The following is a 21,904-nucleotide window of genomic DNA, read 5'->3' on the forward strand; positions in this document are numbered from 1 at the left end:
TTTTATCTGAAAAAGAAACGAAATCGGGCGTTATTATCTGCTAAAATCCGCCTTATTTCAAAATAAGAGAAGCATAAAGATGAAAATCAGTGTAATTGTGGCGCGAACGTTAAACAAAGTGATTGGTAAAGATAACCGAATGCCGTGGCATTTGCCGGCGGACTTGGCATGGTTTCGGGAGAATACCTTGGGCAAACCGGTGATTATGGGGCGTAAGACCTATGAATCCATCGGCAGATTATTACCGAAACGCCCGAATATCATTCTGTCCCGTTCAGGCTTTTCCGTTGAGGGTGCCTATGCGGCGGAAAACCTTGAACAAGCGGTCGGTTTAGCCAAAAATTTTGCAAATAGTGACGAAATAATGATTATCGGCGGCGGTGAGTTGTTCAGGCAAGCGATGCCGCTGGCGGATAAACTGTATTTAACGGAAATCCAAGCGGAAATTGACGGCGATACGTTCTTTGAATTTGACGAAAGCCTGTGGACAAATACCTTTGAAACTTTTTCGGAAATCGATGAAAAAAATGCGTATCGCTGTCGCTTTATGATTTTGAGTAAGTCGAATTTCTCCGAATAACGAATTTATATCAACAATACCCCTTTCGACATTGGAGCAAAATGGCATCAATTTGCTCCATTTTTAAGCGGTTAGTGGATTAGGATGTGATAAGGTTCACAAATTCATAACAATTCACTGCATTCTGTAATAAATTAACATAAAATCCAACGCCGATTTGACCATGTCGGTCAGGCTTTTTTTGAGGTATTTTATGGCTCTGTTTCTCAGTATTTTTCCTATCGTTTTACTGATTTATTTAATGGTAAAACGCAACGCATTACCTTCCTATGTCGCTTTACCGTGGATTGCGGTAGTGGTGTTAATTATCCAGCTAATCTATTTCGGCACCGATATTCAAACGGTCAGTGCGAATATCGCTTCTGCCTTGATTGCGGTACAAACACCGATTACCGTCATTTTCGGTGCTGTGCTTTTCAACCGTTTTTCCGAAGTATCCGGTGCAACCAATGTGTTGCGTAAATGGTTATCGAATATCAACCCGAACCCGGTGGCTCAGTTAATGATCATTGGTTGGGCATTTGCTTTTATGATTGAAGGCGCGAGCGGTTTCGGTACACCTGCGGCGATTGCCGCACCGATCTTAGTCGGTATCGGTTTCCACCCGCTTAAAGTGGCAATGTTGGCATTAGTGATGAACTCTGTACCGGTTTCATTCGGGGCGGTGGGTACGCCAACTTGGTTTGGTTTAGGTCCATTGCAATTACCTGAAGAACAGATTTTAGAAATCGGTTCTATCACTGCATTTATTCACTCTGTTGCCGCATTTATCATTCCTGTCATGGCATTGCGTTTAATCGTGAGCTGGTCTGAAATTCGCAAAAATATCGTGTTTATCTACATCAGTATTTTTGCTTGTGTGATCCCGTATTTTTTAATTGCTCAATTAAACTACGAGTTCCCATCATTAGTGGGTGGTGCAATCGGTATGGTGATTTCCGTTTGGGTTGCAAATAAAGGTATCGGTTTAGCGAAAGCAGATAATACCGTAGATAGCAATGCGGTGTCTTTCGGACAAGTCGCCAAAGCTCTATTCCCGACCGGTTTATTAATTGCGATCTTAATTGTAACGCGCATTAAACAATTGCCGTTAAAAGCTATGATGAATGACGCAACCTCTTGGTTCAGTGTAAAACTGGGTTCGCTCGGTATATTTGATATCAGCCACGGTTTAATTTTCAGCTTAAAAGAGATTTTCGGTACGAGTATCAGTTCAAGTTATAAATTACTTTATGTGCCGGCACTGATTCCGTTTGTAATCACTGTGTTAATCGCTATTCCGGTTTTTGCGGTATCGGCGAAAAATACCAAAGAAATTTTCTCCAGTAGCTTAAAACAAACGAAAAATCCGTTTTTTGCCCTTGTGGGTGCGTTAATCATGGTAAACCTAATGTTAGTAGGCGGTGATGGCTCCATGGTGAAAATCATCGGTAAAAGCTTTGCGGAAGCGACGGGAGAATACTGGACGATTTTTGCCTCTTACTTGGGCGCGGTAGGCGCATTCTTCTCCGGTTCAAATACCGTGTCGAACTTAACTTTCGGTAGTGTTCAACTTTCTACCGCACAGCTAACAGGATTATCGGCAAGTTTAATTTTGGCATTACAATCCGTCGGCGGTGCAATGGGGAATATGGTGTGTATCAACAATATTGTAGCGGTGTGTTCGGTATTGAATATTGATAATAAAGAAGGCGAGATCATTAAACATACGGTGGTACCGATGATCGTTTACGGTATCATTGCCGCAGTCGCCGCACTCTTTATCGTACCGTTGTTCTATAATGTGTAACCTTGGGTGGGGAGCTTCCCCACCTTTCATTTTTAAATGTTGAAGGACAAGCGATACGTTTTTGTAAAAATTTTGCAAAATCCAACCGCTTGTTTTTTCTTTTCTTATTTGTTGGAGTTGTTATGAACGTGAATTTTTACGTCACCTGCATTGCCGATATCGTCAAAGCAGGCGTTGCCAAAAATAGCGTGCTATTGTTAGAAAAACTGGGTTGTAAAATCACTTTCCTTGAAAAACAAGGGTGCTGCGGACAGCCGGCAATTAACAGTGGTTATACAAAACAAGCCCTTGAAGGAATGAAAAAGTTAGTAGAAACTTTTGAAGTCAATGATTATCCGATTGTTGCCCCTGCGGGTTCTTGTGTTTATGCCATCAAAACCTATCCTGACCATTTTGAACGCTTTGGCGAACCGGAATGGGCGGCTCGTGCGAAAAAAGTCGCAGACCGTTTTCACGATTTAACGGATTTTATCGTCAATAAACTGGGGGTCACCAATGTCGGTGCAATCTTAACGGGCAAAGCCGTTTATCACCCGTCTTGCAGTCTGTCGCGTAAATTAGGCATTGTGAATGAACCAATCACCTTATTACAGAACGTTAAAGGCTTAGAGTTGTTACCAATTCAAAATCAACAAACCTGTTGCGGTTTCGGCGGGACTTTCTCGGTCAAAATGGCGGAAATTTCAGGCGAAATGGTCAAAGAAAAAGTCGAGCATATTGCCGAAGTTGAACCGGAATATTTAATTGGTGCGGATGTGAGCTGTTTAATGAACATCGGCGGACGTTTAAGCCGTGAAGGAAAAAATATTAAGGTAATGCACATTGCCGAAGTATTAATGCAGGAGGGCAAATAAGATGTCATTGAAAACCAGCAATCTTGCCTTTAAAAAGCGGGTAGACGATCAAATCCACAACGCCATGATGCGTAAAGCGGTGGTAAAAGCCCAAGAAACCATCGGGGCGAACCGTCAAAAAATGGTAGACGAATTAGGGCATTGGGAAGAGTGGCGTGACGCAGCAAAACAGATCCGTAACCACGTTCTCGCCAATTTAGACGCTTATCTCTACCAATTAAGTGAAAAAGTACAACAAAACGGCGGTAAAGTCTTTTTTGCAGAAACTGCCGAAGAAGCGACCGCTTATATTCGTCAAATTGCCTTAGAAAAAAATGCTAAGAAGATCGTTAAATCCAAATCCATGGTGACGGAAGAGATCGGCTTAAACCACGTCCTTGAAAAGGAAGGCATTAAAGTGGTTGAAACGGACTTAGGCGAATATTTACTCCAAATCGTTGGCGATAAACCATCTCACATCGTAGTACCGGCGATCCACAAAGATCGCTATAAAATCCGTCAAGAGTTACACGAACAGCTCGGCTATAACGGCTCGGAAACCCCGGAAGAAATGACAGCATTTGTGCGTCAGGTGATCCGCAAAGATTTCTTAGAGGCAGATATCGGCATTAGCGGTTGTAACTTTGCCGTAGCGGAAACCGGTTCTGTTTGTTTAGTGACCAACGAAGGTAACTTACGTTTAGCTACAACTGTGCCGAAAACCCATATCGCTGTAATGGGTATGGAACGTTTAGCCCCAACTTTCCAAGAAGTTGATGTGTTAATCACAATGTTAGCGAGAAGTGCGGTCGGTGCAAAACTCACCGCCTACAACACTTGGCTAACAGGACCACGTCTTGAAGGCGAAACGGACGGACCGGAAGAGTTCCATTTAGTTATCGTAGATAATGGCCGTTCAAAAATCCTTGAAAGCGAATTTAAAGAAGTTTTACGTTGTATCCGTTGCGGTGCGTGCTTGAACACTTGCCCTGCCTATCGTCAAATCGGCGGACACGGCTACGGCTCGATCTATCCGGGTCCAATCGGATCAGTGATTTCACCATTGTTAGGTGGCTATGAAGAATTTAAAGAACTGCCTTACGCTTGTTCACTTTGTACCGCTTGTAACTCTGTTTGCCCGGTGAAAATTCCACTGGCACAACTGATCTTAAAACACCGTGAACATATCGCTCAAAATGGTATGACCCCAACAGCAGAGCGTTTGTCGATTTTCGGTTTCAACTTTGCGAACTCGCACCCAACTTTATGGAAAGTCGGGGTGAATATCGGGGCAAAAGTGGCAGGTAAATTCATCAAAAACGGCAAAGCACCAATTCAAGTGGGCGCGCTTGCAGAATGGACAAAAGCCCGTGATTTACCGTCAGCCGAAGGCGAAAGTTTCCGTGAATGGTTCAACAACAGAGGATAAGAGAATGGATTTACAAAACCGTGAAAATTTTCTAAATAAACTGGCGGAAAGAATGGGCAGACCGCGTCAGCTCGTGCCTGAACCAATGCCGAAATTAGTCAATGATTATCCGACGACACGTTTAACGGATCGCACCCAAGCTCAATTAGTCGAGGAATTTGTCAGCTTTGCCAAAGTGATGATGACCGATGTGGCGGTGGTGAAAGAAGAAAATCTTATCGCAGAAGTGACCGCACTTTGTGACAAATATGGCGGTGGCTCGGTGATTATTAATAACGACAGCCGTCTAGTCGATTTAGGCATTACGCCAGCATTGCAAGCCAAATACGACAGCTATGTTTGGGATCACAATGCAGATGGCAATGTGAATATCGACAAAGCAGAAAAAGCCAATATCGGCGTGGTTTACGGCGAATACGGCTTAACGGAATCAGGCGGTATTGTACTGTTTTCAGATAAAGAGTTTGGACGTTCTGTCAGCCTGTTACCTGAAAAATCCATTGTTGTTTTGCGTGCCAGCACCGTGTTACCCCGTGTAGCACAGTTGGCTAAAATCCTACACGACAAAGCCCAACAAGGCGAAAGAATGCCGTCATGCGTAAACATTATTTCAGGACCGAGTGCCACGGCGGATATTGAGTTAATCAAAGTCGTCGGCGTTCACGGACCGGTGAATAAAATCTATGTCGTGATTGACGATTTGTAAAATATCAAAAGAAAATGACCGCTTGATCAGTGATACAAGCGGTCATTTTTATGCTGAATTTTGCAAATCTTAATTTAACACCCAAACACGTCCGTAATGTTTCATATGTCCGGCACGGTGTCCGGCTTGATTACCGATACCTTGGTATAAGTCAAAGTGCTGACCTTTTACTGCACCGCCGCGATCGAGCGCCACCATTAAGCGCAATTCATGTTTACCCGTCCAATTCCCGTTATTGTCGTTGATCGGCATTTCAACCAACAGCACACTGCCGGACGGTACGATTCTGGTATCGGAGGCAACGGATGCCAATGCCACTAAAGGAACCTGAGCGGAACCTTTGACATCGAGTGTGTTGTCAGGTCTAAAGTAAACGAATGAACGGTTACGTTCTAAAAGTGATTGTAAGCGGGCAGGGTTTCTCGCCGCCCAGTCGCGAATCGCTTGGATCGACATTTTTTCTTTCGGAATTTCACCGTCTTCCACTAACAAACGACCGATACTGGTATAGCTATAGCCGTTTTTATCGCCGTAAGCAAAATGACGTAAATTCCCTCCGCCGATATCAACGAAGCCACTGCCTTGAACTTCCATTAAAAAATTTTCTAACATGGAATTGGTGTAAGCCAGTTCTAATCCTTTACCTGCCAATGCACCACGATAAATTTCCGCACGCGAGAATTTTTTATTGCCGTACGGAATCGCATAAAGCGGGTGACGGAATTCGCCTTGCGGTGTCATGCGGGCAGGAATAACCGGGATGTAATAACCGGTCATCAATACGTTTTGGTAACCGTCTTCACCGCGCATTTGACGTAAGTTAATACCGTATTTGGTCAGATCTTGCACATTACCGCCGGCGTTCAACCATGACGAGATTTTGCCGTAGGTGCCGGCGTAACGTCCGGTGATGGTGTTTGAATAAGTCCGCACATTAGCGATCTGTTGTAAAAAGTCACGAGGGTTGACAACGTTGCCTTTTGTTGCAATTTGGGAGACGGCGACAAACGGCATATTATAAGGAATAAATTGGCGACCTTGGAAAACGGCGCCTAATTTCGCCGTTTCCGGATTGTAGCCGGTCGTCGGTTTTTTGGTTTTGGTCGATGTACTTGAACAACTTGCCAGCAGTAAGGCAACGGCAGCGGTCAAAGTAAGCTTCTTATATGTTTTCCATGACATAACATGAATTCCTAAAAAATGAAAAAAATGGGCGCGTAGAGTAACAAAAAATGTTTAGAAACGATACTGAAAATTGTCAGTGTAAAATTTACGTTCCGTATTTTTATCACGAGACTTTATCTTGTATTAAGAACATCGCATAATAAGCGTATGTATCATGTTGAATATGAGGTGTGATATGACTATTGTCCATAATATAACCAATCATGAGTTCGCTTATTTTACCGACGAGCAAGTTAAAGTCGGAGAATTAACTTATCGTTATATCAATACGCACTGTATTGATGCTTTTCATACACAGGTAGATAACGCATTTCAAGGAAAAGGCATTGCAGGAGAACTCTACAATGCCTTAATTGAATTTGCCCGACTACAACATCTTAAAATTAAACCGAGCTGTGTTTACATTGAAAAACGGATGATGCGCAGTCATCCCGAGTTAATGAGCTAGCTTTTTTTGACCAATAAGGCGACAGCTTCACAAGCGATACCTTCACCGCGTCCGGTAAAACCGAGTTTTTCGGTGGTGGTGGCTTTTACGTTCACTTGATGAATGTCACAATTCAGATCCTCGGCGATCGCTTGACGCATTTGGTCGATATAAGGGCGCATTTTGGGGGCTTGAGCAATAATGGTGACATCAACGTTGCCGACAACATAGCCGGTTTCTTGAACTTGACGGTAAGCTTCGATCAATAAGCCTCGGCTGTTTGCGCCTTTATACGCCATATCCGTATCGGGAAACAGTTTACCGATATCGCCTAAGGCGGCGGCACCCAACAGGGCATCGGTCAATGCGTGTAAAGCAACATCGCCGTCCGAATGGGCGATAAACCCTTTTTCATAAGGAATCGTGATACCGCCGATAATTAAAGGCCCTTGTTCACTAAAGGCGTGAACATCAAAACCGTGTCCGATTCGAATCATGCTGTTTCTCCTTTTGTCAGATAAAATTCGGCTAAAGCGAGATCTTCAGGCCGCGTGACTTTGATGTTATCACTACGTCCCATAATTAATTGAGGATGAAATCCGGCAAATTCCATTGCCGACGCTTCGTCGGTAATGGTTTGCTGTTTGGCAAAAGCGTGTTGCAACGCCGATTTAAGCGAACCGGCAGGGAAAAATTGCGGGGTGAGCGCATGCCATAAGGTCGTGCGATCTTCCGTATGTAAAATGGTGGAACCGGAGGCACGTTTCATCGTATCAATTGCCGGTGTTGCCAAAATGGCGCCGTTAGGATCGTCAATTTGTAAAATATTATCCAAATCAGACCGCTTGAGACAGGGTCTGGCGGCATCGTGTACCAACACCCATGCCTCGTTTTCCACTGCTTTTAAGGCGTTGAATACGGAATCCGCACGGGTTTCACCGCCGAAGACCCACTGAATTTTAGCGTGGTTAAGCAGCGGCAATGTAGAGTAGTAGCTGTCTGTTTTCGACACGGCAACAACGATTTTTTCGATAAGCGGGTGCTGTATAAAAGGGATGAGCGTATGTTCTAAAATCGTTTTATTTTGAATTTTGAGGTATTGCTTAGGAAAAGGCGCATTCATTCGACTCCCCACACCGGATGCAGGAATAATCGCAACAATTTTACGTGTCATACTGTTCCTTAATGTTTAGGGACGATTCTGTAGAAGATTTCGTCTTCTTTCACCATTTCACGTTCAAGGCGAGCGCGTTCTTCCAATGCATTTACGCCGTATTTTAAATCATCGATTTCCGCCTTAATTAAGGCGTTACGCGCTTCAAGTTTAACGTTTTCTCCTTTTAAGTGCGCTACGGCTTCTTCCGCATCTTGGTACTCGTTCCAGCCGTTTTGTCCAAACCAAAACAGGTATTGAAAGTATCCTAACACAATGGTTAAGCAGACAATAAGTAATCGCATTACAGGTTCTCTTTATAAAAATCATCGTCTTATTTTACCTTGAAATCGGAAAATCAACATGTAAATTTGTAAATGTTTTTACAAATATTCAAAAATTTGAAGTAGATAACATTTTTTTTTGGAGAAAAATTTTATAATCGCCTCAGTTTTTATTTTTCCATTAATGAGGTTATGCTATGTTAAATCGTATTGAACAAGAACTTGCACTTTTAGGCATTACTAATGTTAAAGAGATTGTTCATAACCCAAGTTATGAACAACTCTTTGAAGAAGAAATGAAACCGGGATTGGAAGGCTTCGAAAAAGGAGTTTTAACGACTTCCGGTGCGGTTGCAGTAGATACCGGGATTTTCACCGGACGCTCACCGAAAGATAAGTACCTTGTCTTGGATGAAAACACCAAAGACACTGTTTGGTGGACAACGGATGAGGTAAAAAACGATAACAAACCGATGACTCAATCGACTTGGCAAAGTTTAAAAGAGCTGGTGACCAACCAACTTTCCAATAAACGTTTATTTGTGATTGACGCGTTTTGCGGAGCAAACGAAGACAGCCGCGTAGCGGTACGTATCGTCACCGAAGTGGCATGGCAGGCGCATTTTGTAAAAAATATGTTTATTCGTCCGTCTGATGCGGAATTGGCAAATTTCAAGCCTGATTTTGTTGTGATGAATGGGTCAAAAGTGACCAATCCGAACTGGAAAGAACAAGGGTTAAATTCCGAAAACTTTGTGGCGTTTAACTTAACCGAAAAAATCCAATTAATCGGCGGTACTTGGTACGGCGGTGAAATGAAGAAAGGTTTGTTCTCTTTAATGAACTACTGGTTACCGTTAAAAGGTATTGCGTCAATGCACTGTTCCGCGAACGTTGGTGAAGACGGTGATGTAGCGGTATTCTTCGGTTTATCGGGTACGGGTAAAACGACATTATCAACCGATCCGAAGCGTAAATTGATCGGTGATGACGAGCATGGCTGGGATGATGACGGTGTATTCAACTACGAAGGCGGTTGCTATGCGAAAACCATCAAACTTTCACCTGAAAACGAACCGGATATTTACGGAGCGATTAAACGTGATGCATTATTGGAGAACGTTGTTGTTCGTGCGGATGGTTCCGTCGATTATGATGACGGTTCGAAAACGGAAAATACTCGTGTTTCTTACCCGATTTACCACATCAACAACATTGTTGAGCCGGTATCAAAAGCAGGTCATGCAACGAAAGTAATTTTCTTAACGGCGGATGCATTCGGTGTATTACCACCGGTATCTAAATTAACGCCTGAGCAAACCAAATATTATTTCTTATCCGGATTTACGGCTAAATTAGCCGGTACCGAACGCGGTGTAACTGAGCCGACCCCGACATTCTCAGCCTGTTTCGGTAAAGCGTTCTTATCATTACATCCGACTAAATATGCCGAAGTATTGGTAAAACGTATGCAAGCTTCAGGTGCGGAAGCGTACTTGGTGAATACCGGCTGGAACGGTACGGGTAAACGTATTTCAATCAAAGATACCCGCGGTATCATTGATGCAATTTTAGACGGTTCGATTGAAAAATCTGAAATGAAAACATTGCCAATCTTTAATTTAGCCGTACCGACAGCATTACCGGGCGTTGATCCTGCTATTTTAGATCCGCGCGATACTTATGCCGACAAAGCTCAGTGGCAAGCGAAAGCGGAAGACTTAGCCGGTCGTTTCGTGAAAAACTTTGAGCAATATGCAACAAATGATGAAGGTAAAGCATTAGTTGCGGCAGGTCCGAAATTATAATCCAAGGATTTGGATAATATAAAGCAAAACGGTGCTAGAAATAAGCACCGTTTTTTATATCTGAAGACAACCCGAATTATACTTAATCTGATCGGTTTTTGATTTACCGTTTGATATGTTGCTGAATACAAGCGGTTTGTTTTGGCGATTATTTTGCAAAAAAGAAGAACCGAGGAAAACCTCGGTTCTTTTCTATCTGGATGGCAATTAAGATTACCAGTATACGCGCATACCGATACCGATTGCTTTGTCGGTCACTTTATTGCCGGTATAGTTATCCGCTGAATTGTAACCTTTTGTACGAACATATTTCGCTTCAACAAAGGTTACTGCGTGTTTGTGTAGTTTATAGTCTACACCGATTAAACCACCGTGAGAGGTCTCTTTTGCAGCACCAGTAGCATTTTTAACTTTAGCAAAGCTTGAGCCTTCTACTGAATCATCATTACTGATATTGCCAGTGAATTTATTGTGTTCGTATAAGTAGTTACCATAAATACGGGAAGCTTCAGTCACTTGATACTGAATCCCCGGTGAAACAAAGTAACCGCGTGCTTTAGCGCCACCTAATTTTTCATTGCCGTAGCCTAAGTCTGCCACTAAGGTTAATGCACCGATACGGTAACCAACACCCAATTCTACACCGTCAGCATAATGTTTTGAATTTGTGTAAGTTGCGTAATTATTACGGGTATAAGCAGATTCAATCATGAATTTTTGCTCAGGAGCTACATCAGTCGCATATACGAAACCGACACCGTAACCGTTTTTAATTTTGTTTACTAACACTTCACCGCTTGCATCACGATTTTCTGCAAAGTTATAGTTCACACCTAATTGCAAACCTTCAATACCTTTGTAGTCATAACGTACAACAGATGTACCGTCTGTTTGGGTATAACCCGGGATAATACCGTATTCGTAATCATCCGTTAAACCGATATCATCGGCAATGGTTAATTGGCGACCGAAAGTCACTTCACCATATTGTTTATGCCCTAGTCCGACATAAGCACGTTTTGCATAGAGATCACCAAAGTCTGATGTATCTGTAGAATCATCTTTATTGTCAAAGCGGAATTCTAAACGCCCTAATGCGTATAAGCCGCTATCCAATTCATGATTGACACGAACACCAAAACGGGAGTCAGCGTTACGTAAATTGGAGTGAGTACGGTTACCTTGCCCGTTTACCTCTTTTTTCGCATTTTCTAGGATTAAACGTAAAGAACCGTCAAATCCAACCGTAGTTCCTTCATTTTCATACACAGTTAATGCTTGAGCTGAAGTTGTTGCTAACGCAGCTGTTGCTAATGCAATAAGTGTTTTTTTCATAACATGTTCCTTTTTAAAGACTAAGGATTTAATACAAATTCCCGAGTGGAATTCACTTTACTTACTAAACTAAATAAAGCAAAAGCATAATAACAAAACAAATGCTTACGAACATAAATTTATGCAAAATTGATAGAAGAAGATCACGGTTTTCGTAAAAATAAGCTCCATTTGGAGATAAATGGAGCTTTATACCGGTTAGAAATGTAAATTTTACATCAATTGGAGTGCTTATTGATGTAAGAGGGATTGTAATGCAGAACCAATATCCGCCAAACTACGCACGGTTTTTACACCAGCGGCTTCAAGGGCTGCGAATTTTTCATCTGCCGTGCCTTTTCCACCTGAAATGATTGCGCCGGCATGCCCCATGCGTTTCCCTTTTGGTGCGGTAACGCCTGCGATATAACTGACCACAGGTTTAGTCACATTTGCTTTAATGAACGCAGCCGCTTCTTCTTCCGCTGAGCCACCAATTTCACCGATCATCACAATGGCTTCGGTTTCAGGATCATCTTGGAACAGTTTCAAAATATCAATGAAGTTTGAACCCGGAATCGGGTCGCCACCGATACCCACACAAGTGGATTGACCAAATCCGTAATCTGTTGTTTGTTTTACCGCTTCATAAGTTAAAGTACCGGAACGAGAAACAATCCCGATTTTGCCTTTTTTATGAATACTACCCGGCATAATGCCGATTTTGCATTCATCCGGTGTAATCACGCCGGGGCAGTTTGGACCGATCATACGAACGCCGGTTTGATTTAGGCGTTGTTTAACTTGGAGCATATCTAAGGTTGGAATGCCTTCGGTAATACAGATAATTAACTGAATACCCGCATCAATCGCTTCTAAAATCGCATCTTTACAGCCCGGTGCAGGAACATAAATCACGGTTGCCGTAGCGCCCGTGGTTTCCACCGCTTCACGCACGGTATTAAATACCGGTAAACCTAAGTGAGTTGTACCGCCTTTACCAGGAGAAACGCCACCGACAAGTTGTGTACCGTAATCTAAGGCTTGTTGAGAATGGAATGTGCCTTGTCCGCCGGTAAAGCCTTGGCAGATCACTTTAGTATCTTTATTAATTAAAATAGACATTATTTACCCTCCGCAGCTTTCACGGCTTGTACTGCCGCATCGGTTAAGGTTGCAGCTGCAATGATGTTTAATCCGCTTTTTGCTAAAATTTCACGTCCTAATTCGGCATTATTACCTTCTAAACGAACAACCACAGGCACATTGACACCTACTTCGTTTACCGCCGCAATGATACCGTCGGCAATTAAATCACAGCGCACAATACCACCGAAAATATTGACTAATACCGCTTTCACCGCTTTATCGGATAAGATGATTTTGAACGCTTCAGCAACACGTTCTTTGGTTGCACCGCCGCCTACGTCTAAGAAGTTTGCAGGGAAACCGCCATGAAGTTTAACGATATCCATCGTTCCCATTGCAAGACCTGCGCCGTTGACCATACAGCCGATATTACCGTCCAAGGCAACATAGTTGAGTTGATGCGATTCCGCAAGGGCTTCACGCGGGTCATCTTGGCTTGGATCGTGCATTGCCGCTAATTCAGGTTGACGATATAACGCATTGCCGTCCACCACCATTTTGGCATCTAAGCAGAGCAGGTTACCTTCTGTGGTAACAACTAATGGATTGATTTCAAGTAATGAAAGATCTTTTTCAACAAACAGTTTAGCCAGTTGGGTGAAGATAAAGCCGAATTGTTTGATTTGATCGCCTTCTAAACCAAGTTTAAATGCGAGTTCACGTCCTTGGTACGGCATACCGCCTGTGAGTGGATCAATGACTAATTTATGTAACAGCTCAGGTGTTTTTTCGGCAACTTCTTCGATATTCATTCCGCCTGCGCTAGATGCCATAAAGACGACTTTTTGTGATGAACGATCAATGACCGCACCTAAATAAAGTTCACGAGCAATACCTGCGGTTTCTTCGACATAAAGCGTATTAACCGGTTGACCGTTTGCATCGGTTTGGAAAGTGACTAAGCGTTTGCCAAGCCATTTGTCGGCAAATTCACGGACTTCCGCTTCGTTGCGCACTAATTTTACACCACCTGCTTTACCGCGTCCGCCTGCGTGGACTTGGCATTTAATCGCCCATGCATCACCTTTTAATTGTTTGATTGCATCAACCGCTTCATCAGCTGTTTTACAGGCAATGCCTTGGCTGACAGGAAGTTTGTATTTGGCAAAAATCTGCTTGCCTTGGTATTCATGTAGGTTCATAGAGTTGGGGTTCCTATGTTTTCTTGTTCTAATAAATTAATTTCTTCGTCTTGTCATCTGCCAAATCTCCCCTAACCCCTCTTTGCTAAAGAGGGGGATCAGATCGAAGAAAATAATAATTCATCTGAACATTTAAATATCTTTTTGGATAACTTCGATATTGTATTTTCATCTGCACTAGTTCCCCTCTTTAGCAAAGATGGGTTAGGGGAGATTTAGCAGAAGTAATAGCGAAGAAAAAACTTACAAAATTACACCATAAGATAACCGCTTGTGGTAATACAAGCGGTTAGTTTTATTAAATTTCTAACAACAAACGTGTCGGATCTTCAAGTAAGTCTTTGATGGCAACTAAGAAGCCGACAGATTCGCGACCGTCAATTAAGCGGTGGTCGTAGCTGAGTGCTAAATACATCATCGGGCGAATCACCACTTGACCGTTTAGGGCAACAGGGCGATCTTTAATTGCATGCATGCCTAAAATCGCACTTTGCGGCGGGTTGATGATTGGGGTTGACATTAATGAACCGAATACACCGCCGTTCGTGATAGTGAAGTTACCGCCGGTTAAATCTTCAACGGTCAGTTTGCCGTCTCGGCCTTTTTCGGCTAACGCTTTGATTGCTTTTTCAATATCCGCCATAGAAAGTTTGTCGCAGTCACGTAAAACGGGAGTCACTAAGCCACGTGGGGTAGACACTGCGATGCTGACATCAAAATAGTTGTGGTATACCACATCGTCACCGTCAATAGAGGCGTTGACTTCCGGATAACGTTTTAACGCTTCCACTACCGCTTTAATGTAGAACGACATAAAGCCTAAGCGAGCACCATGTTGTTTTTCAAATTTCTCGCCATATTGCTTACGTAAATCCATGATTGGCTTCATGTCGACTTCATTGAACGTAGTCAGCATAGCCGTCGTGTTTTTGGCTTCTAGTAAGCGTTCTGCAATACGTTTACGTAAGCGGGTCATTGGTACGCGTTTTTCGCTACGGGAAGAGTAGGCCACCGTGCTGATGGTATTTTCAACGTTTTCCGCCGCTTTTTTAGCTTCTTTGGCTTTTTGTTTTGTGATTGCCACTTCAAGATCCTCACGGGTTAAACGTCCGCCGACACCGGAGCCTTTGATTTGGCTTGCGTCTAAACCGTGTTCCGCCAATAAGCGACGTACACTCGGGCTTAATATGTCGGAGGCGCTGTTATCCGGCTCAAGCGAAGCGGTTTGACGATCCGATGGTGTTGCAGCGTTTGCCGGTTTTAATGTGGCAAGGGAAATATCGCCGGCTTGTTGTGCCGTTAAAATACCCAAAACTTGTTTGCTTACTACGGTAGCACCTTCGTCTTGTTGGATTTCAGTAATCACACCATCACTGGTCGCCGGGACTTCCAATACCACTTTGTCTGTTTCGATTTCGACGATGACTTCATCACGTTTTACGCTATCGCCGACTTTTTTATGCCAAGTCGCCACGGTTGCATCAGCAACGGATTCAGGTAAATCTGGAACGAGTATTTCGATTGTCATAGCATTTTTCCTTTTTTAATTTGATTCCCCCACTCCGTTTACGGAGGAGGGGTAGGGAGGGAGATTGCAATCAAATTTGCAAAATTTTGGCGAAAACTCACCGCTTGCATTCTCCCTCTTTTACCTTTGGTACCGTCCCCCTGCAAATGGGGAAGGGAAGTTATAAAACTACAGTGTCAACGCATCATCCACCAATTGTTTCTGCTGTTTGGTATGGAGTGACATATAACCCACCGCCGGGGAAGCCGATGCCGGGCGACCGGCATATTTAAGCTTCGCATTATCCGGAATGGAAGCGTCAAAATTATGTTTACTGCAATACCAAGCCCCTTGATTCAGCGGCTCTTCTTGACACCAAACGAAATCGGTAACATGTGAATAAGGCGCAAGGGCTTTTTTCACATCGTCATGCGGATAAGGATAGAGCTGTTCGATACGGATAATAGCAATATCGGTTTGTTCGCGTTTACGGCGCTCTTCAAGTAAGTCGTAGTAAACTTTACCCGAACACATCACTACGCGTTTGACTTGTTTCGGGGCGAGATTGTCAATTTCACCGATCACATTTTGGAATTCACCGTTAAGCAATTCTTCTAAGGTTGAAACCGCTAGCGGATGACGGAGGAGCGATTTCGGTGAAATTGCGACCAGCGGGCGACGCATTTTGCGAATCGCTTGACGGCGCAACATGTGATAAACCTGTGCCGGTGTAGACGGAATACAAACTTGGATATTTTGTTCCGCACAAAGCTGTAAATAACGTTCTAATCGGGCGGAGGAGTGCTCCGGACCTTGTCCTTCATAGCCGTGCGGAAGTAGCATGACTAAACCGCACATACGTCCCCATTTTTGTTCGCCCGAACTGATAAATTGGTCGATCACGATTTGTGCACCGTTGGCAAAATCACCGAATTGTGCTTCCCAAATGGTGAGTGTTTTCGGATCGGTGGTGGCATAACCGTATTCAAAAGCAAGCACCGCCTCTTCAGAAAGTACCGAGTCCCACACTTCAAAACGCCCTTGATTTGCATGCAATTGGGTTAACGGTACATAGCCTGTTCCGTCGTTTTGATTATGCACTACGGCGTGACGGTGGAAGAAGGTTCCGCGTCCTGCATCTTCACCGGACAAGCGCACATGCGTACCTTCGTCCAATAAGGTAGCGTACGCCATCGTTTCAGCCATACCCCAATCAAACAATTTCTCACCGTTATACATCTCTTTTCGATCGCTGTAGATCTTTTCAACTCGCGGATGAGGGCGAACGCTTTCCGGGTATTCACACACGCGTTTGGCAATGGTTAAGAATCGCTCTTGCGGAAATTTGCTTTCGTAAGCGTCGGTCCAATCATAGTTGAGATATTGTAGCCAGTCCATCGTTGCCGTGTCCATTTCACGCCATTCGGCGACAACACGTTCGCCGTTATCAAGCGCATCACGGTAGAGATTGATCATCTCAATTTCATCATCACCGGTAATGACACCTTCGGCAATCAGGCGATCCGCATACACTTTTCGCGGTGTCGGGTGTTTTTTGATGATGCCGTACATCATCGGTTGTGTGGCTAAAGGTTCATCGGCTTCATTGTGACCGTGACGACGATAAGAGATTAAATCGATAAAAATATCTCGTTTAAATAAGCAACGATATTCCACCGCCATTCTTGCGGCAAATGCGACCGCTTCAGGATCGTCACCGTTTACATGAATAATCGGTGCCTGAATCATTTTGGCAATATCGGTACAATACTCGGTAGAACGGGTGTCGTTCGGGTTAGAGGTGGTAAAGCCGATTTGGTTATTGATCACAATACGAATGGTGCCGCCGACTTTGTAGCCGCGCGCATTTGACATATTTAAAGTTTCTTGTACGACACCTTGACCTGCAACGGCGGAGTCACCGTGCACGGTAATCGCTAAGACCTTATTATGTTCTTTGTCGTGAATACGCGTTTGTCTTGCGCGTACCGAACCGATGACGACAGGGCTGACGATTTCTAAGTGAGACGGGTTAAAGGCCAACGCTAAGTGGACGCGTTTGCCGTCAACGTCAAAATCGGAAGAGAAGCCTTGGTGATATTTTACGTCACCGGTGCGATTATCATCGGCATGCTTTCCGGCAAATTCATCGAATAATTCGGCAGGTTTTTTACCGAGTACGTTAACCAATAAGTTCAAACGGCCGCGGTGCGCCATGCCCATTACGATATCACTCATACCTTGACGACCGGCATGGCGGATAATTTCTTTCATCATCGGGATGAATGCATCAGAACCTTCCAATGAGAAACGTTTTGCCCCCGGGAATTTTGCTCCTAAATAGCGTTCTAGCCCGTCTGCGGCGGTCAGCTCTTGAAGCAGGTTGATTTTTTCATCTTTAGTGAACAGCGGCTTGTTTAGTACGGATTCCATTTTGGCTTGGAGCCAGTTTTTTTGTTCCATATCTTGAACATGCATAAATTCAAGTCCGATACTGCCGCAATAGGTTTCTTTCAGCGCGTCGGCAAGTTCGCCAAGCTTTATGGTTTCTTTGTTGTAGACATAACGACCGATATTGAAGGTTTCTTCTAAATCTTTCTCCGTCAAACCGTGGTGGCGGTAGTCCAATTCAGGCACTTGGGATGTCTTCCAACGATAATAATTGAGGGGATCAAGTTTGGCTTCAAGGTGGCCACGGAAACGGTATGCATTGATGAATTGAAGAATTTTAACCAATTTGGCGCTGGCTTCAGGATCGATGACTGTAATGGCTTCCGCTCGGTTTTCGCGGGCTAGGCGACGAAAATAGTTGCGTACGGTGGAATGAGGTTGCTCGACTGCCGTTGTTTTCGGTAATTGGGAAAAAACAGCTTGCCAGCTTTCATCAACACTCTCAGGATCTTCAAGATACTGTTCGTATATTTCTTCAACATAAGACTGATTTGCGCCGCCAAGTGCGGTTGATGCAATCCATTCATCAAAATTATTATGTTGCATAAAGACCTAACCTTATTTCTGGGGTTACAAATATTTAACGTTTCACCATTATGAATATTGATGGTGGCGATTTAAAGCATTGCATGAAAACAGTGCCTATACAGGGCAATACTTTGATACGAATTATGCCTGAAATTTAAAATGAAATCTGTGACATAAGTCTTATTTTTACAAATCATTAACAAATAGAAGGGGGTTATCGGAACCTAAGCAACGATAATGCGGAATATCTCATAATATTCTTCTAGTTAATGTGAAGTGTTGTACCTATTTGAAATACATAAATAAGCAAGCTAACGGCAATGACATACATAATTACGCCGGTGATAAAATCCAAAATCTGCCAGGTTCTGCGTTTTTCAAAATAAGGGGAAAGTAAACCGGCACCATAGCCAAGTCCAAAGAACCATAAGAAAGAACAAATCAGCGCACCGATTAAAAAGTGAATTTTTCCATCGAAGCTTAATGTACCGCCGATTCCGCCGACAATCACAACCGTATCAATATACACATGCGGATTCAGTAACGTGATGGCTAAGGTGATCATAATCACTTTTTTCAAGGCGGATTTGGATTGTTCTTGCTTTGCTAATAGTTGACTGGTACCGCGATAGGCGCTGATAAAAGAACGACTACCGTAAGTCAATAAAAAGACGGCGCCAAGCAGTGCTAATAACATACTGGCGAGCGGGGATTGCGCAATCAGTGAGCCAAGCCCAAGTACGCCGATGCTCATTAATGCCACATCACATAAAAAGCAGAGTAACGCTACCCAAAAAACGTGTTGTTTTAAAATCCCTTGCTTTAAAAGAAAGGCGTTTTGTGCGCCGATAGAAACAATCAATCCAAAGCATACAACAAAACCGTGCAAAAAACTGTTCATAACTTAATTTATCCTCTAAATAAGCGAAACGTGCAATTATACTGAGAATTTAGCAAATTTTGCGTTATAATTCGCAAGTTTATCCCGCCTAACTTAAATTGAAGGAATTTGTTATGTCACAAACAACCGAAAATGCCTCTTGTATCGTTATTGCCATTGCCGGCGCTTCGGCTTCCGGAAAAAGTTTAATTGCTTCAACGATTTATAAAGAACTTAAAACGGAATTGGGGCAAGATGACATCGGTATTATTTCGGAGGATGCGTATTATCGGGATCAAAGCCACTTAGCCATGGAAGAGCGCATTAAAACCAACTACGATCATCCGAGTTCCATGGATCATGCGTTACTCGTTTCCCATCTCCAAGCGCTGAAAAAAGGCGAATCCGTTGACATTCCCGAATATGATTATGCCGAACATAACCGCAAAAAAACCGTCACGCATTTCACCCCAAAACGCATTATCATCTTAGAAGGTATTTTATTACTGACGGATGAGCAAATCCGTAATGAAATCAATGTGTCTATTTTTGTGGATGCACCACTGGATATCTGCTTTATCCGCCGTTTACAGAGAGATATGGAAGAGCGGGGGAGAACCTTAGAATCCGTGGTTAATCAATATCGAACGACGGTACGTCCGATGTTTTTGCAGTTTGTCGAACCGTCAAAACAATATGCCGATATTATTATTCCGAAAGGCGGAAAAAACCGTATTGCCATCAATATTCTAAAAGCCCAAATCAAACAACTGCTGGGTAAAAAATAGTCGGAGAAAGTTATGCGTTTATGCGATAGTGATATTGAACGTTATTTGGATGAAGGCATTATTAGTCTGACACCTCGTCCGTCAAACGATAAAATCAACGGAGCAACCATTGATGTGCGTTTGGGGAATTCGTTTCGCGTGTTTCGCGAACATTCAACGCCTTACATTGATTTGAGCGGACCGCGTGAAGAAGTGACCGCACAGCTTGAATCGGTAATGAGTGATGAAATTTTAATTCAAGACGGCGATGCCTTTTTTCTGCATCCGGGAGAATTGGCGCTGGCGACCACGTTAGAGTCGGTCAAATTACCGGCAAATATCGTCGGCTGGTTGGACGGACGTTCTTCGCTTGCCCGCCTTGGTTTAATGGTTCATGTGACTGCTCACCGCATTGATCCGGGTTGGGAAGGCAAAATCGTCTTGGAATTTTTCAACGCCGGTAAATTGCCGTTGGCATTACGACCGAATATGGCGATCGGCGCATTGAGTTTTGAGATTTTAAGCGGCGAAGCAAAACGCCCGTATAATGCGCGTAAAGATGCCAAATATAAAAATCAGCAAAGTGCGGTATTCAGCCGTATCAACCAAGACGATTAATTTGCAAATGATGGAAAAGATCAGACCGCTTGTTAAGCGGTCTGTTTTTTTGAAGTCTATTTATCACCTTCGATTTTTTTCGCACCGAATGCCCCGCCTTCCCAGCCGGAGTAGAACGTACCGGCGACTTCTTCAGCCTGTGGTCCGTAGAATGCACCTTGGACGACGACATCGTGAATAAGCGGTGTACCGTCATATTTTATAGAGTGAGGCGCAACTTGTCTTCTTTCGGTTTGGAAGGTATTTCCGGTAATTTTGGCTTGGAAAGGACCCGCTCCTCCGTCATTAAGCAGAAAGTTCCATAAACCTAAATCACCTTCAATTACTTTGTTATCAAAGTCAGCAGTAAGCTCAATTCCGTAAGGTGTATTCATCCATGAATTGGTATAGACAAGAGCGTGCCCGAAATAATTGATTTTCCCCATTGTCGGCACAGCGTCTGACGGTGTTTGGTGACCTTGCACAAAAGCTGTAGCGGCAATATCCGGACCAACCGTGCCGCGTAGTCTGTTCGACACAACACCGTAGCGGACATGTTCCAAATCAGCCCCGACGAGCAGCTCCGTCATATAATTGGTACTCCTCAGTGGTTCGTTAGCATTCGAGTCGGTATCATCTCTAGGTTCTTTAACAAAGATATTCGGATAATCAATAAAGGTTTTAACGGTGAGATGGCTATCCGAGACCGGTAACAAATCAATAGTCGTTTCGCCGATATTCAATTTATTAAGGTCACTCGTTGCCTCAAGATTAATAACCTCTTGATGGGCTTTCTGTTCGGCAACGGTAAATTGAACAAATTCATTATAGTGACCGCTGATCGTATTGGTCGCGGGAGGCTCAGTAACAGTATTAGGGTCTGATCCCTTAGTGCCTGCGGTTTCCCCTAACGGATTAGCTGAATAGGGATCGTTTTGTGTGTCATTTTTAACCGTAGAGACGGAAGTATTTTCCGTATTTTGTGTCTCAGAAACAGTTGAGGAATTATTCGTTTGGTTGGCACTAGTGGTTGATGTAGTATCAGGTTGTACGGTAGTACCGGCGGAATTTCCGCTGCCACCGCTGCCTCCGCATGCGGTTAATGCCAAAATCAGTGAAATAGGAAAAGAAAAGACCAAGCGTTTCATAACAGCACCTACATTTTTTTAACATTGATGAAGCCGTTTACACGGCGGAATACCTTTCGAGTGAAGCGGAAAAGTCTTTGTGAGTATAGGAAAAAAAACATAAAAGACCAGTAGACAAGCGTTTTTTTATGTAAAGTTTGGAAAAGTTGGGCAAAATTAAATTTTGAGTGAGGAACGGATATAAAACACTACAAGCGGTCGGTTTTCTTTCAATATTTGCAAAATAT

General features: G+C 43.4%; 20 protein-coding genes. 9 read left to right on the forward strand and 11 right to left on the reverse strand.

Annotated features, from left to right (window positions below; genetic code table 11):
• The first annotated feature begins 79 nt into the window (after nt 1-79).
• The 5 genes from folA (at nt 80) to ACEYKX_RS00750 (ending at nt 5,337) form a co-directional block, all read left to right on the forward strand.
• Nucleotides 80-580: a type 3 dihydrofolate reductase gene (gene folA / locus ACEYKX_RS00730; protein ID WP_373767458.1), complete on the forward strand. Its 501-nt coding sequence runs from the start codon at nt 80-82 to the stop codon at nt 578-580.
• Between the two features lie 193 nt (nt 581-773).
• Nucleotides 774-2,369, forward strand: a complete 1,596-nt coding sequence (locus tag ACEYKX_RS00735; protein ID WP_373767459.1) for a lactate permease LctP family transporter — start codon at nt 774-776, stop codon at nt 2,367-2,369.
• Between the two features lie 122 nt (nt 2,370-2,491).
• Entirely contained in the window at nt 2,492-3,223 is a 732-nt protein-coding gene (locus tag ACEYKX_RS00740) for a (Fe-S)-binding protein (protein ID WP_373767460.1), read from the forward strand.
• Nucleotide 3,224: 1 nt separating this feature from the next.
• Nucleotides 3,225-4,631 carry a LutB/LldF family L-lactate oxidation iron-sulfur protein gene (locus ACEYKX_RS00745; RefSeq protein ID WP_373767461.1) on the forward strand — a complete coding sequence of 469 codons (1,407 nt, stop codon included), beginning with the start codon at nt 3,225-3,227 and terminating at the stop codon, nt 4,629-4,631.
• A 4-nt stretch (nt 4,632-4,635) separates the two neighbouring features.
• A complete protein-coding gene (locus ACEYKX_RS00750; protein WP_373767462.1) occupies nt 4,636-5,337 on the forward strand; it encodes a lactate utilization protein C in 702 nt (233 codons plus the stop codon).
• A 69-nt stretch (nt 5,338-5,406) separates the two neighbouring features.
• Here ACEYKX_RS00750 and mltA read toward each other — a convergent pair whose 3' ends face one another.
• Complete coding sequence (gene mltA / locus ACEYKX_RS00755) at nt 5,407-6,519, reverse strand: murein transglycosylase A (protein WP_373767463.1); 1,113 nt, start codon at nt 6,517-6,519, stop codon at nt 5,407-5,409.
• A 178-nt stretch (nt 6,520-6,697) separates the two neighbouring features.
• Here mltA and ACEYKX_RS00760 point away from each other — a divergent pair, with 178 nt between their 5' ends.
• Nucleotides 6,698-6,970 (forward strand): GNAT family N-acetyltransferase, encoded by a 273-nt coding sequence (locus tag ACEYKX_RS00760; RefSeq protein ID WP_373767464.1) that lies wholly within the window; start codon nt 6,698-6,700, stop codon nt 6,968-6,970.
• Here the strand turns inward: ACEYKX_RS00760 and ispF are convergent.
• Genes ispF through ftsB form a run of 3 tightly spaced genes read right to left on the reverse strand, consistent with a single transcriptional unit; the run spans nt 6,967 to nt 8,407 of the window.
• Entirely contained in the window at nt 6,967-7,446 is a 480-nt protein-coding gene (gene ispF / locus ACEYKX_RS00765) for a 2-C-methyl-D-erythritol 2,4-cyclodiphosphate synthase (RefSeq protein WP_373767465.1), read from the reverse strand. The genes ACEYKX_RS00760 and ispF overlap by 4 nt on opposite strands.
• A complete protein-coding gene (gene ispD, locus ACEYKX_RS00770) occupies nt 7,443-8,123 on the reverse strand; it encodes a 2-C-methyl-D-erythritol 4-phosphate cytidylyltransferase (RefSeq protein WP_373767466.1) in 681 nt (226 codons plus the stop codon). Before ispD ends, ispF begins: the two co-directional genes overlap by 4 nt.
• A gap of 8 nt (nt 8,124-8,131) precedes the next feature.
• Nucleotides 8,132-8,407: a cell division protein FtsB gene (gene ftsB, locus ACEYKX_RS00775; protein ID WP_373767467.1), complete on the reverse strand. Its 276-nt coding sequence runs from the start codon at nt 8,405-8,407 to the stop codon at nt 8,132-8,134.
• 176 nt (nt 8,408-8,583) lie between these two features.
• On the opposite strand from ftsB, the gene pckA reads away from it, so the two are divergent.
• Entirely contained in the window at nt 8,584-10,194 is a 1,611-nt protein-coding gene (gene pckA, locus ACEYKX_RS00780) for a phosphoenolpyruvate carboxykinase (ATP) (RefSeq protein WP_373767468.1), read from the forward strand.
• A gap of 213 nt (nt 10,195-10,407) precedes the next feature.
• Here pckA and ACEYKX_RS00785 read toward each other — a convergent pair whose 3' ends face one another.
• The 6 genes from ACEYKX_RS00785 to ACEYKX_RS00810 form a co-directional block, all read right to left on the reverse strand.
• Nucleotides 10,408-11,529 (reverse strand): porin, encoded by a 1,122-nt coding sequence (locus ACEYKX_RS00785; RefSeq protein WP_373767469.1) that lies wholly within the window; start codon nt 11,527-11,529, stop codon nt 10,408-10,410.
• Between the two features lie 231 nt (nt 11,530-11,760).
• Nucleotides 11,761-12,633, reverse strand: a complete 873-nt coding sequence (gene sucD, locus ACEYKX_RS00790) for a succinate--CoA ligase subunit alpha (RefSeq protein WP_373767470.1) — start codon at nt 12,631-12,633, stop codon at nt 11,761-11,763.
• Complete coding sequence (gene sucC, locus ACEYKX_RS00795; RefSeq protein ID WP_373767471.1) at nt 12,633-13,799, reverse strand: ADP-forming succinate--CoA ligase subunit beta; 1,167 nt, start codon at nt 13,797-13,799, stop codon at nt 12,633-12,635. Before sucC ends, sucD begins: the two co-directional genes overlap by 1 nt.
• A 298-nt stretch (nt 13,800-14,097) precedes the next feature.
• On the reverse strand, nt 14,098-15,327 hold the full coding sequence (gene odhB / locus ACEYKX_RS00800; protein ID WP_373767472.1) for a 2-oxoglutarate dehydrogenase complex dihydrolipoyllysine-residue succinyltransferase: 1,230 nt from the start codon (nt 15,325-15,327) through the stop codon (nt 14,098-14,100).
• Between the two features lie 168 nt (nt 15,328-15,495).
• On the reverse strand, nt 15,496-18,303 hold the full coding sequence (sucA, locus tag ACEYKX_RS00805; protein ID WP_373767473.1) for a 2-oxoglutarate dehydrogenase E1 component: 2,808 nt from the start codon (nt 18,301-18,303) through the stop codon (nt 15,496-15,498).
• Nucleotides 18,304-18,547: 244 nt separating this feature from the next.
• Nucleotides 18,548-19,186: a LysE/ArgO family amino acid transporter gene (locus ACEYKX_RS00810; RefSeq protein WP_373767474.1), complete on the reverse strand. Its 639-nt coding sequence runs from the start codon at nt 19,184-19,186 to the stop codon at nt 18,548-18,550.
• A 113-nt stretch (nt 19,187-19,299) separates the two neighbouring features.
• Here ACEYKX_RS00810 and udk point away from each other — a divergent pair, with 113 nt between their 5' ends.
• Nucleotides 19,300-19,953 carry a uridine kinase gene (udk, locus tag ACEYKX_RS00815; RefSeq protein WP_373767475.1) on the forward strand — a complete coding sequence of 218 codons (654 nt, stop codon included), beginning with the start codon at nt 19,300-19,302 and terminating at the stop codon, nt 19,951-19,953.
• Nucleotides 19,954-19,965: 12 nt separating this feature from the next.
• The gene (dcd, locus tag ACEYKX_RS00820) at nt 19,966-20,550 is read left to right on the forward strand and encodes a dCTP deaminase (protein WP_373767476.1); all 585 of its coding nucleotides are present in this window, start codon (nt 19,966-19,968) and stop codon (nt 20,548-20,550) included.
• Between the two features lie 56 nt (nt 20,551-20,606).
• Here dcd and ACEYKX_RS00825 read toward each other — a convergent pair whose 3' ends face one another.
• Nucleotides 20,607-21,677: a transferrin-binding protein-like solute binding protein gene (locus ACEYKX_RS00825; RefSeq protein ID WP_373767477.1), complete on the reverse strand. Its 1,071-nt coding sequence runs from the start codon at nt 21,675-21,677 to the stop codon at nt 20,607-20,609.
• Nucleotides 21,678-21,904: the final 227 nt, after the last annotated feature.

Origin of the sequence: Glaesserella sp. (genome assembly GCF_041817755.1) — a bacterium.
Classification (GTDB): domain Bacteria; phylum Pseudomonadota; class Gammaproteobacteria; order Enterobacterales; family Pasteurellaceae; genus Glaesserella.

Bases quoted from the DNA above. Each gene is read 5' to 3' on its own strand.
- folA (WP_373767458.1), top strand. From the start codon at position 80: ATGAAAATCAGTGTAATTGTGGCGCGAACGTTAAACAAAGTGATTGGT.
- ACEYKX_RS00735 (WP_373767459.1), top strand. From the start codon at position 774: ATGGCTCTGTTTCTCAGTATTTTTCCTATCGTTTTACTGATTTATTTA.
- ACEYKX_RS00740 (WP_373767460.1), top strand. From the start codon at position 2,492: ATGAACGTGAATTTTTACGTCACCTGCATTGCCGATATCGTCAAAGCA.
- ACEYKX_RS00745 (WP_373767461.1), top strand. From the start codon at position 3,225: ATGTCATTGAAAACCAGCAATCTTGCCTTTAAAAAGCGGGTAGACGAT.
- ACEYKX_RS00750 (WP_373767462.1), top strand. From the start codon at position 4,636: ATGGATTTACAAAACCGTGAAAATTTTCTAAATAAACTGGCGGAAAGA.
- mltA (WP_373767463.1), bottom strand. From the start codon at position 6,519: ATGTCATGGAAAACATATAAGAAGCTTACTTTGACCGCTGCCGTTGCC.
- ACEYKX_RS00760 (WP_373767464.1), top strand. From the start codon at position 6,698: ATGACTATTGTCCATAATATAACCAATCATGAGTTCGCTTATTTTACC.
- ispF (WP_373767465.1), bottom strand. From the start codon at position 7,446: ATGATTCGAATCGGACACGGTTTTGATGTTCACGCCTTTAGTGAACAA.
- ispD (WP_373767466.1), bottom strand. From the start codon at position 8,123: ATGACACGTAAAATTGTTGCGATTATTCCTGCATCCGGTGTGGGGAGT.
- ftsB (WP_373767467.1), bottom strand. From the start codon at position 8,407: ATGCGATTACTTATTGTCTGCTTAACCATTGTGTTAGGATACTTTCAA.
- pckA (WP_373767468.1), top strand. From the start codon at position 8,584: ATGTTAAATCGTATTGAACAAGAACTTGCACTTTTAGGCATTACTAAT.
- ACEYKX_RS00785 (WP_373767469.1), bottom strand. From the start codon at position 11,529: ATGAAAAAAACACTTATTGCATTAGCAACAGCTGCGTTAGCAACAACT.
- sucD (WP_373767470.1), bottom strand. From the start codon at position 12,633: ATGTCTATTTTAATTAATAAAGATACTAAAGTGATCTGCCAAGGCTTT.
- sucC (WP_373767471.1), bottom strand. From the start codon at position 13,799: ATGAACCTACATGAATACCAAGGCAAGCAGATTTTTGCCAAATACAAA.
- odhB (WP_373767472.1), bottom strand. From the start codon at position 15,327: ATGACAATCGAAATACTCGTTCCAGATTTACCTGAATCCGTTGCTGAT.
- sucA (WP_373767473.1), bottom strand. From the start codon at position 18,303: ATGCAACATAATAATTTTGATGAATGGATTGCATCAACCGCACTTGGC.
- ACEYKX_RS00810 (WP_373767474.1), bottom strand. From the start codon at position 19,186: ATGAACAGTTTTTTGCACGGTTTTGTTGTATGCTTTGGATTGATTGTT.
- udk (WP_373767475.1), top strand. From the start codon at position 19,300: ATGTCACAAACAACCGAAAATGCCTCTTGTATCGTTATTGCCATTGCC.
- dcd (WP_373767476.1), top strand. From the start codon at position 19,966: ATGCGTTTATGCGATAGTGATATTGAACGTTATTTGGATGAAGGCATT.
- ACEYKX_RS00825 (WP_373767477.1), bottom strand. From the start codon at position 21,677: ATGAAACGCTTGGTCTTTTCTTTTCCTATTTCACTGATTTTGGCATTA.